The sequence below is a fragment of the Flavobacterium sp. SORGH_AS_0622 genome (assembly GCF_030818825.1).
Lineage (GTDB): Bacteria > Bacteroidota > Bacteroidia > Flavobacteriales > Flavobacteriaceae > Flavobacterium.
This window is the reverse complement of record NZ_JAUTAX010000001.1, coordinates 936726-950081: the sequence shown is the minus strand read 5'-3', so window position 1 is coordinate 950081 and position 13356 is coordinate 936726. Positions and strand designations below refer to the sequence as shown.

The 13356-nt window shown below is 32.6% G+C and carries 9 protein-coding genes; 4 read left to right on the top strand and 5 right to left on the bottom strand.

What is annotated here, in order from left to right:
• The first annotated feature begins 42 nt into the window (after positions 1-42).
• The 4 genes from QE431_RS04130 to QE431_RS04115 all read left to right on the top strand — a co-directional run bounded on the left by QE431_RS04130 (position 43) and on the right by QE431_RS04115 (position 3413).
• Positions 43-387 (top strand): hypothetical protein, encoded by a 345-nt coding sequence (locus tag QE431_RS04130; protein WP_057117041.1) that lies wholly within the window; start codon positions 43-45, stop codon positions 385-387.
• A gap of 27 nt (positions 388-414) precedes the next feature.
• Positions 415-1173 carry a methyltransferase domain-containing protein gene (locus QE431_RS04125; RefSeq protein ID WP_307292892.1) on the top strand — a complete coding sequence of 253 codons (759 nt, stop codon included), beginning with the start codon at positions 415-417 and terminating at the stop codon, positions 1171-1173.
• 673 nt (positions 1174-1846) lie between these two features.
• Positions 1847-3040: a HAMP domain-containing sensor histidine kinase gene (locus tag QE431_RS04120; RefSeq protein ID WP_241774358.1), complete on the top strand. Its 1194-nt coding sequence runs from the start codon at positions 1847-1849 to the stop codon at positions 3038-3040.
• Positions 3030-3413: a response regulator gene (locus QE431_RS04115; protein WP_057117044.1), complete on the top strand. Its 384-nt coding sequence runs from the start codon at positions 3030-3032 to the stop codon at positions 3411-3413. Before QE431_RS04120 ends, QE431_RS04115 begins: the two co-directional genes overlap by 11 nt.
• Positions 3414-3416: 3 nt before the next feature.
• Here the strand turns inward: QE431_RS04115 and QE431_RS04110 are convergent, their stop codons facing one another.
• From QE431_RS04110 to QE431_RS04090, 5 genes are all read right to left on the bottom strand, one after another.
• A complete protein-coding gene (locus QE431_RS04110) occupies positions 3417-4571 on the bottom strand; it encodes a peptidoglycan endopeptidase (RefSeq protein ID WP_307292885.1) in 1155 nt (384 codons plus the stop codon).
• A gap of 348 nt (positions 4572-4919) precedes the next feature.
• Positions 4920-7184, bottom strand: coding sequence for an aconitate hydratase (locus tag QE431_RS04105; protein WP_307292883.1), 2265 nt, complete (start codon positions 7182-7184; stop codon positions 4920-4922).
• A 128-nt stretch (positions 7185-7312) separates the two neighbouring features.
• Positions 7313-10084: a bifunctional aconitate hydratase 2/2-methylisocitrate dehydratase gene (locus QE431_RS04100; protein ID WP_307292880.1), complete on the bottom strand. Its 2772-nt coding sequence runs from the start codon at positions 10082-10084 to the stop codon at positions 7313-7315.
• A 412-nt stretch (positions 10085-10496) separates the two neighbouring features.
• Entirely contained in the window at positions 10497-11450 is a 954-nt protein-coding gene (locus QE431_RS04095) for a MoxR family ATPase (RefSeq protein ID WP_057117048.1), read from the bottom strand.
• A gap of 78 nt (positions 11451-11528) precedes the next feature.
• Positions 11529-12962 (bottom strand): peptidylprolyl isomerase, encoded by a 1434-nt coding sequence (locus tag QE431_RS04090; RefSeq protein WP_281867554.1) that lies wholly within the window; start codon positions 12960-12962, stop codon positions 11529-11531.
• Positions 12963-13356 lie beyond the last annotated feature (394 nt).

Here is a 13356-nt window from a genome sequence, read left to right as displayed (position 1 = left end):
GCATTTCAAAATTATTCTCTCATTTTTCAAAACTCAAAAAACATGAAAAAAATTACTTTTTTGCTTTTATTCTTTTTTGCTTCGTTAAGCACATTTGCCCAAGATATTACAGGTGACTGGAAGGGAGTTTTGAAAGTGCCTGGCGCAGAACTTAATCTTGTTTTGCATGTTACAAAAACTGAAAATGGTTTTAGCGCCACTTTAGACAGTCCAGATCAAAAAGCATTTGGACTTCCAGTGACAACAACAACATTCGCAAATTCAACCCTCAAATTTACTGTAGAAAATTTAGCGGTAGAATATGAAGGCGTTCTGGATAAAGATCAAGTTATAACTGGAACTTTCAAACAAATGGGACAAGCGATCCCATTAATTTTAAAACGTTAGCAATACTATATTTTAAATTAACCGATTATGACTTGGGATCCAAAAAAATACAACGAGTTCAAAGAAGAACGTTCGAAACCTTTTTTGGATCTTACAAGTCATATTGTTGATAAACCAAACCTAAAAGTTATCGATTTAGGATGCGGCACAGGCGAACTAACAAAAAAACTGTCCGAAAAACTTACTAATCCAATTGTATTAGGTATCGATAATTCTGCTGAAATGTTGGCAAAAGCTCCCTTAGGATCGCATCTTAACTTTGAAAAAAGAACAATTTTAGAACAGCTCGAAAATGAAACCAAATGGGATTTAATTTTTTCTAATGCGGCATTGCAGTGGATTGATAATCACAATGAACTTTTTAAAAAAATTATTTCTCGTATAAATCCAGGCGGTCAATTAGCTGTTCAAATGCCACAGCAAAACGAAAATATTCTTAACAAAATACTTTTAAACCTAGTTCAAGAAGAACCATTTTCATCTTACTTGAATAATTGGACACGTCCTTCTCCGGTATTAACTCTAGATGAATATGCTAAAATTCTTTTTCAAAATGGCGGCAAAGATTTGGTCCTTTACGAAAAAGTATATCCCTTAATTTCTGCTAATAAAAACGATTTTTTCGATTTTATTTCTGGCTCTGCATTAACAGTTTATCAGGAACGTTTAAAACCAAATGAATTTGAAGAATTGTCAAATGAATTTAAAAAAAGAATCGATACCTATTTTCCAGTTGTCCCTTCTATTTATGCTTTTAGACGATTGATTATATATGGTAAGTTTTAATTAAATTCTTGGATTCAAAAAGCATAATTTTTTCTCTATTTTTAATTTAACGATTATTCAAAAATCATTAAACAAAAAATCATTTACAATTGATTGCTCAAGGGTTTTAATATTCCCTTTGTAAACTCATTTTATCTTCTCAGAAAAACAATTCATTCTTATATGAAAATTAAATACAAAAACACAAAAACCTAGAAAACAAATAATTAAGCAAAAGCAAACCTTGATTTTATATTCTTTTGGACAGTTATTTTTTTTGTAAAAATAATAAGATAAATTTTATTATATTTGAGAAAAACATTCCAGATATTTTTTTCAATGACAAATAATTTTAACAAGTGTTTAATTTATATTAGCTGATAAGCTTTTCCCCATAAGTTTATTTCTAAGTCTAGAAAAGCACACAAAAGGCACTTTATATTAACCTATTAATTATAAGATTATGTCTAAGTTACAAGCATTAAAAAACTTTCGTTTTCCAAAAGTTTTCATTCTTATTTTAATAGTTTTTATCTCGTGTGCACTGCTAATCTGCATTAACTTTTTTACTATCAAAATTTTATCCGCTAATCGAGCTTATGTTAATGGTGAATCTCATTATTCGAAAGGACAAAAAGACGCATCAAGACATCTTATAACTTATCTATATACTAAAAATCCAAATCAGTGGAAATTGTATTTAGAAGAATTAAAAGTTCCTCAGGGCGATGGTATTGCTCGAATTACACTTTTAAAAGCCGGCGACAATAAAATTGCTCGTAACGGATTTTTAATTGGCCGAAATCATGAAGAAGATTTAGATGATATTATTTGGCTGTTTGACAATTTTAAACAGATTTCTTATCTATCAAAAGCAATAGATGAATGGGGAAAAGGTGACAAATTGATTTTCAAATTATTTGTTATCGGCCAGCAGATTAATGCTAAAATTGAACGGAATCTTTTGACGATTGAAGATCAGCAGCAATACTTAAAACAAATCAGCGCTATAAGTGATCAATTAACTATTAACGAACGGAATTTTTCTAATGTTTTAGGTGAAGGAACCCGAAAAATAAAGGATTTATTGATTATTTCGAATGTCTTTTTTATTCTAATAATAATCTGCAGTGTTTGTCTTTATTATTCTATCATGGTCAAAAGACTGCTTGTTTCCAAAAAAGAGACTGAGATAAAAAATGAAAATCTTATTATCGTAAATCGCGAATTAGACCGATTTGTATATAGTGCATCTCATGATTTAAGATCTCCTATAACTTCATTAAAAGGTCTTATAGAAATTACGGCATTAGAAGATGATGTAAATCAAGTTCGAAATTATCTTGAAATGATGCATCAGAGTCTCGCTCGACAAGATCAATTTATTAGCGATATCATTGATTATTCTAAAAACAAAAGAAAAGAAGTAATCATGGAGCCAGTAAGCTTGAAAGAATTGTTTAATGAAGCTATTTTACAATTAATGCATATTGAAAATGCAAGTAAAATCAAATTTACGCAGGAACTCGAAGTAGATCAGATTGAAAGTGATGGTCTTCGTTTAAAAATCATTATTAATAATCTGCTTTCAAATGCCATAAAATATGCTGACTGCAGCAAACAAGAAATGTTTATTACTATTAAAACATATTTTAGTGAAGGCTTAAATAAAATTGAAGTTGCAGATAATGGTATTGGAATTCACGATGATCATAAGGACAATATTTTTGATATGTATTTTGGAACAAACAAAAATAAAGGTTCTGGACTAGGTCTTTATATTGTAAAAGAAGCTGTAGAAAATATTAAAGGCGATATTTCTGTTTTTTCAGAAAGTACTGTTGGAAGTAAATTTATTGTAACGATACCTAATTCAAATGCAATTTAAACCGCAATTTCTAATTATAGAAGACAATTTAATTGACCAATTTATCATTAAAAAACTGCTAAAAAAAGGATTAGATATCAATCCTTTATTTATAGCTAATAATGGAAAAGAAGGAATAGATTGGCTTGTCCAAAATCCAGATCATAAATCGCTGATTATTCTTTTAGATATTCAGATGCCTATAATGAATGGATTTGAGTTCTTAGCAGAATTTGCCACTCTAGAAGAAAACTTAAAAGCTAAAATTGAGATTTTTGTTCTTTCATCAACTTTGGATATTGACGAAATTAAAAAGGTAAAAAACAATAAATATGTTTCAGATTTCTGGAACAAGCCTTTACGACTGGATTTACTTGAAAGTATTTCTCTCTAACTATTATTCTAAAACGCGATTTACTTGAGAAAATGCTCTAGTGTAGTACGGTTCTTTTGTAGAAGAAATCATAACACCTCCGTGAGTTGATGAATGAACAAATTTTATTTCACCATCGGCAACTTCAACGATCATTCCAACGTGATTAATGTGACGTCTCCCATTGGTTCTAAAGAAAATTAAATCTCCTTTTTGAGCTTCTTCTGTGTTCACTTTTGTACCAATACGAGATTGTTCTATTGAACTTCTTGGCAATTTAATATCAAAATTATTAAAAGTACAAATCATTAAACCAGAACAATCAAACCCTGCTTTTGTGGTCCCGCCCGATCTATAACGCACTCCAATGTTTTCTGTAGCATTTGCAATAAGCTGATCTATTAATTCTGAATGACTGCCAGTTGATAATCTAACAAATGTAGAATCTTTTTTAATTTCAGCAGTTTGTGCTATTTGCACTGGTGAAGATACTGCAGGATTTTGTGATTCTTTAATTGCAATAGCCGATTGAATCGCGTCTGCTTTTTCTTTTGGAACTCGAATTTTTAAAAGATATCCAACAGGTACTTTCCCTTTTATAGACGGATTCTGGCGCTCTAATTCTGCAACAGTAATTCCATATTCTTTAGAAATACCGTATTTCGTCTCTTTCGGTTTCACTTCTCTATAAAGCTCAACTTCTGTAGAGATAACTTCTGGTGCATTCTCACGTGGCTTTTCATTTGTGGATGCAACATCAGAAGAATTAGAAGGAATTGTTATCTGTTGTCCAATTTTCAATCCTTCCGTTTCCAAAAGCGGATTAGCTTTCTTTAAATCATCAACAGAGACGTTGTATTTTTTTGAAATTCCCCACAGCGTTTCTTTGGCTGCTACTTCGTGTGAATTTGGGCTAGTACTTATAACTACTTCAGATTTAGGCTCAGACTTAGTTTTAACGTTAGCATTATTTTTATTTGGAATTAAAAGGATCGAATTTAGTTTTAAGATTTTAGAAGAGTTTGGATTTGCATCGGAAATCTCTTTAACTTTTACTCCATATTTTTTAGCAATAACAGAAAGATTTTCTCCTTTTGAAATTTTGTGCTTAACAAAATTATCTTGTGCAAATACTCCAACACTGAAAAAAAACATTCCTATTATTAATCTAAAAATCATAAATTATTATTTAAGTTAGTACTTCTTTTTCTTAAGTTTAGTTACATAATTAAACTTAAAAATTATAAATATATTACCTCAAAGGCGAATTTAACTCTTAAAACCAGAAAAACCATAATTTTTAACAATTAATTTATTCCAAAATGTCAAATTTAAACTTGACTTAATATCAAAAAAAGCTTCATTATTGATTTTCAGATAATTAAAATTTAAGCTTATTTTTCTTATAAAATGATGTTCACAAAACAGTAATTAAAAAAATAAGTTTTTCCATTTAGCGATCTTAAATAAAAAACGCCCCGTTTTCACAGAGCGTTTTTTTTAATATATAAAGGTAAATCTTAAAGATTAAGCTTTTCCAGCAGCAATTAAGTTTAAAGCAGAGCCTGCAACAAACCAGCCAATTTGACCTGCGTTGTAAGTATGGTTCGCCAAGATTATATCTTTTGTACCATCTGCATGAACAAACTCTAATGTTAATGGTTTTCCTGGAGCAAATTCAGTTAAATCTAAGAAGTTGATTGTATCATCTTCCTGAATTTTATCGTAATCTGCTTCGTTAGCAAATGTCAATCCTAAAAGACCTTGTTTTTTAAGGTTTGTTTCATGGATACGAGCAAATGATTTTACTAATACTGCTTTAACTCCTAAGAAACGAGGCTCCATTGCAGCGTGCTCACGAGAAGAACCTTCGCCATAATTATGATCTCCAATTACTATAGACGGAACTCCCGCTGCCTTGTATGCACGAGCTACAGCAGGAACAGCATCGTAAGTACCTGTTAATTGATTTTTAACCGAATTTGTTTTTTGGTTGAATGCATTTACAGCGCCAATCAACATATTGTTAGAAATGTTATCTAAATGTCCACGGAAACGCAGCCATGGTCCAGCCATAGAAATGTGGTCAGTTGTACATTTTCCAAATGCTTTTATTAGCAATTTTGCACCTGTAATGTTTTTACCATCCCAAGCGTCAAAAGGAGCTAACAATTGTAAACGCTCAGATGTCGGGCTAACCACAACCTGAACTCCCGAACCGTCCTCAGCTGGAGCTTGAAATCCCGGATCTTCAGCATAGAAACCTTTAAGAGGAAGTTCGTCTCCAGTTGGAGCATCAAGCATTACTTCTTCTCCGTCTTCGTTTATTAATTTATCTGTTAATGGGTTAAATCCTAAATCTCCAGCAATGGCTAACGCAGTTACCAATTCTGGAGAACCTACAAATGCCAAAGTGTTTGGATTACCATCTGCACGTTTTGAGAAATTACGGTTGAAAGAGTGAACGATTGTGTTTCTTTCTTCTTTTTCTGCTCCTTCTCTATCCCACATACCAATACATGGTCCGCAGGCATTAGCAAATACAGTAGCGTTGATTTTATTAAAAGTTTCTATAAAACCATCTCTCTCTATTGTAGAACGCACCACTTCAGAACCTGGAGTAATAGTAAACTGAGCTTTAGTTTTTAAATTCTTAGCCGCAACTTGTTTTGCCAAAGATGCTGCACGAGATATATCTTCGTAAGATGAATTTGTACAAGAACCGATCAAACCAACTTGAATTTGTAATGGCCAGTTATTTTTGATTGCTTCCTCTTTCATTTTAGAAATTGGGGTAGCCAAATCTGGAGTAAAAGGACCATTTAAATGCGGTTCTAATTGCGATAGGTTAATTTCGATAACCTGATCAAAATATTTTTCTGGCTCTGCATAAACTTCTGGATCTCCAGTTAAATAAGTAGCTACTTTGTCTGCCGCATCGGCAACATCAGCTCTGTTTGTAGAACGCAGGTAACGACTCATAGAATCATCATAACCAAAAGTTGAAGTTGTAGCTCCAATTTCAGCACCCATATTACAAATAGTTCCTTTACCCGTACAAGACATTGCAGTTGCACCTTCTCCAAAATATTCAACGATAGCACCAGTACCACCTTTTACAGTAAGAATACCAGCCACTTTAAGAATAACATCTTTAGGAGCAGTCCAACCTGATAATTTACCAGTTAATTTAACTCCAATTAATTTAGGAAATTTAAGTTCCCAAGCCATCCCAGACATTACGTCTACAGCATCGGCTCCACCAACTCCAATTGCCACCATTCCTAAACCACCTGCATTTACAGTGTGAGAATCGGTACCAATCATCATTCCACCAGGGAAAGCATAATTTTCAAGTACTACTTGGTGAATAATTCCAGCTCCTGGTTTCCAGAAACCAATTCCGTATTTATTTGAAACTGACGACAAGAAATCGAAAACTTCATTACTTTGTGTTTTTGCTCTGGCCAAATCTGTTTTAGCATCTACCTTTGCTTGAATCAAGTGATCACAATGCACTGTTGTAGGAACTGCTACTTTAGATTTACCAGCATGCATAAATTGTAATAAAGCCATTTGAGCAGTTGCATCTTGACAAGCTACACGGTCTGGTGCAAAATCAACATAATCAACTCCTCTTCCAAACGCCTTTGTTGGATTTCCATCCCAAAGGTGATTGTATAAAATTTTCTCTGTTAAGGTAAGTGGACGACCAACAATCTCGCGTGCCTTGTCAACACGACTTGGCATGTTTTCGTACACTTTTTTAATCATTTCGATATCAAAAGCCATAAGTTTTATAATTATTTTTTTGTTTTTTTATTTTATTTTGAACATCACAAGTTACAAAAAATAGAGGAGCTATAAAAGAAAAAGCCCGAGTTTATCACTCGGGCTTTAATATATTAATAATCGAAGGATTACATTACTAATTGCTTGTTAGAAGGTGCAAATTTAGTTAAGTTGATTCCTTCAACTGCAGTTGTATATTCATCTAATGTTGGAGTTCTACCTAAAATTGTAGATAAAACTACAACTGGTGTAGAAGAAAGTAATGATTCTCCTTTTTTACCTTCAGAATCTTCTACGACTCTTCCTTGGAAAAGACGAGTAGAAGTTGCCATTACAGTATCTCCTTTTGCTGCTTTTTCTTGGTTACCCATACAAAGGTTACATCCTGGACGCTCTAAATACAACATGTTTTCATATTCTGTACGCGCTGCACCTTTTGGAGCATTATCGTCAAATTCGAAACCTGAATATTTTTGTAAAACTTCCCAGTCACCTTCAGCTTTAAGTTCATCGACAATGTTATAAGTAGGAGGCGCTACAACAAGCGGTGCCAAAAATTCTACTTTACCTTTTTGATCTTCAATATTCTTAAGCATTTGAGCAAGAATTTTCATATCTCCTTTGTGAACCATACAAGAACCAATAAATCCAAGATCTACTTTTTTCACTCCTCCGTAGAAAGAAAGAGGTCTAATTGTATCGTGAGTATATCTTTTAGAAACATCAACATTATTTACGTCTGGATCTGCAATCATTGGCTCAGCAATCTGATCCAAATCAACTACAACTTCAGCGTAATATTTAGCGTTTGCATCTGGAGTTAAAGCTGGTTTCTCAGCAGATTTAATTTCAGCGATTCTCTTATCAGCTTTATTAATTAACCCTTGAAGAACGTGTTTATCGTTATCCATACCTTTATCGATCATAATCTGGATTCTGCCTTTTGCAATTTCCAATGATTCGATTAAAGTATCATCTTCAGAAATACAGATAGAAGCTTTTGCTTTCATCTCTGCAGTCCAGTCAGTAAACGTAAATGCCTGGTCAGCAGTAAGAGTTCCAATGTGAACCTCAATAATTCTACCTTGGAATACGTTTTCTCCTCCAAACTGATGAAGCATTTGTGCTTGAGTAGCATGAACTACATCACGGAAGTCCATGTATCCTTTCATATCTCCTTTGAAAGTAACTTTTACAGATTCTGGAATTGGCATAGAAGCCTCACCTGTAGCCAATGCAAGAGCAACTGTTCCTGAGTCAGCTCCAAAAGCAACACCTTTTGACATTCTGGTGTGAGAGTCACCACCAATTATGATAGCCCACTCATCTATAGTGATATCGTTAAGTACTTTGTGAATTACGTCTGTCATTGAGTGATAAACACCTTTTGGATCACGAGCTGTAATTAAACCAAAATCGTTCATGAATTTCATCAACTTTGGAATATTCGCCTGAGCTTTTTTATCCCAAACAGAAGCAGTGTGACAACCTGATTGGTACGCACCGTCTACGATTGGAGAAATTACTGTAGCAGCCATAGATTCTAACTCCTGAGCAGTCATAAGTCCAGTTGTATCTTGAGAACCTACAATATTAACTTCTACACGAACATCAGAACCAGCGTGCAATACTTTACCAGCAGGTACACCAACAGCGTTTCTGTTAAAGATTTTTTCTACTGCTGTAAGACCTTGTCCTTCAATAGAAATTTCTTTTGATGGAGCAAATACAAGAGGAGCTTCAATACCTAAAACTTTCGCTGCTAATGTTTGAAGTTTTTTACCAAATACAATCGCGTATGAACCTCCAGCTTTAATAAATTCCATTTTCTGAGGTGTAAATGCCTTAGAAATGTCTATTAATTCCTGATCGCCGTTGTATAATTTTTTCTCTTTAATATTAATTGTAAGAACTGTTCCTGTTGCTACAGAATATGCCTGCTCTAGAATTGGTTCGTCATTTTCATTACGAACAACATTACCATTCTCATCAAGTTTTTTAACCCAGTTTTTTAGATCTAAACCAATACCACCAGTAACATCAACAGTGGTTAGGAAAATTGGAGAAATTCCGTTTGTTCCACCAACAATTGGAGCGATATTTACGAATGGAATATATGGACTTGCTTGTTTTCCTGTCCAAAGTGCCACGTTATTTACACCTGACATTCTTGAAGAACCTACACCCATTGTTCCTTTTTCTGCAATAAGCATAACGCTTTTATCAGGATGCTGTGCTTGCAGCATTTTGATTTCGTCTTGTGCTTGAGGAGTAATCATACATTTACCGTGAAGTTCACGATCTGAACGGGAGTGAGCTTGGTTACCTGGAGAAAGCAAGTCTGTAGAAATATCTCCTTCACCAGCAATATAAGTAACAACTTTAATTTCGTCAGCTACTTCTGGAAGTTTTGTAAAGAACTCAGCTTGAGCATAACTTTCAAGGATTTCTTTTGCAACTGCATTGTCATTTTTATATGCCTCTATTAAACGATCTGTATCCGCTTCATAAAGGAAAACTTGTGTTTTAAGAACTTTTGCCGCTTCTGCTGCAATAGCAGTATCATTTCCTAGAGCTAAATCTAGCAATACTCCAATTGAAGGACCACCCTTCATGTGAGATAATAATTCAAAAGCAAAAGTTGGAGTTATTTCTTTTACAACAGATTGACCAAGAATAATCTCTTTTAAAAACTTAGCTTTTTCACCAGCTGCACTAGTTGTCCCTGGCAATGTGTTGTAAATAAAAAATTTTAGAGAATCTTCTCTATATTCGTTATCTACATCTTTAATTTGCGAAATGATTTCGCTTAATAATTCTGCACCATCAATCGGCTTTGGATGAAGTCCTTGGCCTTTTCTTTCTTCAATTTCTTTAATGTAATCTTTGTAAGTATTCATAATATAGTAGAAGTATTTTTTTTTGTATGCAAATTTAAAAATTAAAGCCGAGAATTAAAAAGAATATAATAGATCTCGCCTTTTCAAAAATTATTATTGCTAAAAAACGATTTTCAATGTCTGTTTTTGCTAAAACAGCAATTTTGAATCAAAAAAATGAATTTTTGATATTTTAAAATCTTTTCATTAACAAAGTCGAAATTTAATGTTACGAAGTAAGTGGGATTTTACCTCTATTTTCACAAAGAACTGTTCTAAATAAGTAATTATAACGTTATAGTTGTCTTGAACGGATCAATTTATTATTTTTTAAAGACATCGAAATTCAATATTTTTTCTATTTTATTAACCACGTAAAATAAAAAAAGCCTGATAAAATTATCAGGCTTTTTTTTCAATTTCAATTGATATTTTACATCAGCTTTTTAATAATAACTTCTTCTGTTATTCCTTCGGCATCTGCTTTATAATTTTTAATAATTCTATGGCGTAAAATTCCAGTTGCAACAGCTTGGACATCTTCAATATCTGGTGAAAACTTTCCATTGAATGCTGCATGAGCTTTTGCTGCCAAAATTAAGTTTTGTGAAGCTCTCGGTCCTGCTCCCCAATCGAGATAATTTTTCACAAAATCATTTGTCAAAGCATTATCAGGACGAGTTTTGCTTACTAAAGTAACTGCATATTCTATAACATTATCAGCAACAGGAATTCTACGAATTAAATGCTGAAAATCTATAATTTCTTGAGCTGTAAATAGTGGATTTATTTCTGTCTTTACATCAGAAGTTGTGCGCTTTACAACTTGAACTTCTTCTTCAAAACTTGGATATTCTAATTTTATTGCAAACATAAAACGGTCTAACTGCGCTTCTGGCAGCGGATAAGTTCCCTCTTGTTCAATTGGGTTTTGAGTCGCTAAAACAAAATAGGGTAAATCTAATTTATGATGCTGTCCTGCAATAGTTACCGATCTTTCCTGCATAGCCTCAAGCAAGGCTGCTTGAGTTTTAGGCGGTGTTCTGTTAATCTCATCTGCCAAAATAATGTTAGAAAAAATTGGCCCTTTTATAAATTTGAAATTTCTATTTTCGTCTAGAATTTCACTTCCTAAAATATCAGAAGGCATTAAATCCGGCGTAAACTGAATTCTTTTAAAATCTAAACCTAAAGCTTGAGACAAAGTATTAATCATTAAGGTTTTTGCCAAACCCGGAACACCTATTAAAAGTGCGTGTCCTCCAGAAAATATACAAAGTAAAATTTGATCTACAACGGCGTCCTGCCCTACAATGATTTTCGCTATTTCTTTTTTTAATTCGTTTCTTTTTTGAACTAAATTGTGAATTGCTGTTACGTCAGACATTTATGAATATATTTTAAATTAAAAAGAGTTAGTTCTATGAATTCATAAAACTAACTCTTTTTATTTATTTAATAAAAATTATTTTTTCAACCAGTTGTTTGCGAAAGCACATTCTTTGTATTCTCCAATGATTTTGATATAAGTATCTTTAATCTTAGTATCAAACCATTTTGCGATTGCATTGATTTGTTTTTCTTTCAATGCTAATTCTTTGATTTTTGTATAATCCTTAGCATAATCTGCTGTATGCTCGTCAATTCTGTTTGTTACAGTAATCAATTTATACGTTTTTTTACCTTTATCATCTGTATTTAAAAGCGGCTGAGAAACTTCATCTCCTTTTAAATTAGAAACCTGACTGTATAATACCGGATCCATTTTCGTCAATTCGAAACGAGTATCTTGAGTTGTAGGATTTACTAAAGTCCCTCCATTTGCTCTTGTTTCTTTTTCATCAGATTCAGTTCTTGCAGCATCAGCAAAAGTGATTTCTTTATTGATTATCTTATTTCTGATGTTTGTAATTCTTTCTTTTGCTTCTTTTAAAGCAGCTTCTGAAACAGTTGGAGCAATCAAAATATGACGAAGTTCTACTTCTTGTCCTTTTATTTTCTCAACCATAATAATATGGAAACCAAAAGTTGTTTCAAATGGCTGTGAAATCTCACCTGCCTGTAAACTAAAAGCAACATCTTTAAATTCTTTTACAAAAGGAGTTTTTCTAGTCATTTTATAATAACCTCCATTTGGAGAAGATCCTGGATCTTGAGAATATAAAACGGCTTTTGTAGCAAAACTAGAACCATCTAAAACGTCTTGTCTTATCGAATTTAATCTGTCAATTACTTTTTGCTTATCTTCTTTAGAAACTTTTGGCTCTACAACAATTTGAGCTACTTCCATCTCAGCACCAAAAGTCGGCAGTTCATCTTTTGGGATTTTCTTAAAGAAATTACGAACTTCTTCTGGAGTAATTTCAACATCTTTAATGATTTTGTCTCTCATTTCTGAAGCAAGTTTCTGCTCTTTTAAGATGTCCGCAAAATATGTTTTAAATTCTTCTACAGAACTCTTTTTGTAATATTCAACAACTTTGCTAATATCTCCACCAACTTGCTGCGTCATATAATTTAGACGCTCTTCCATCATACTTCTAACTTCGGCATCACTAACAATGATACTATCCTGAATAGCTTGATGTGCATATAATTTATCTTCTAAAAGCTTACCAAGCATTTGGCATCTCGTAATATCTTTAGTAGAACCACCTTGAGCAGTAATTTCTAAAAATCCTTTATCAATGTCAGAATCCAAAACAATATAATCTCCTACTGTTGCAATAATTCCGTCGATTTTTAATTTTCCTCCTGAGTGAGTTTCAACAGGTTTTTCGGCTACAACATCAGGAATTATTTCTTGAGCTGTAATAATTGGAGCAAAAAAAAGAAAAAAACAAATTGCTAGTGCAAACTTGAAATCAATTGTTTTTAGCTGTAATTTTTTTAATGACATTATTTTAAATTTAATTTGAATGTAAGCCTGTTTTAGATAATCCGCCAAAATTATAGATGTTTTTTAAATACTCATCAAACATAAATAATTAGAGTATAGTTCTTTCGTAACTTATAACGAACAAAAATAACAATTCAATTACATAATACAACTATCCGCTATACTATTAACAAAAAATTATATGATGATTATATTCAGGTACTTTAAAGAGGTTAACTAGTTTCCTTTATATCAATCAAATAACTATTCCTTAAGCTAGCTTTAGAATCGAGGTTGCCTATTGCAAATAAATACCTTAAAGTAAGCCGAATAAAAAAAGTTCTCAACACTACAACGTTTTCGTAACAAACTATTTTCTTACAAATTAAAATTAATTCAAAAAATATATACTTTA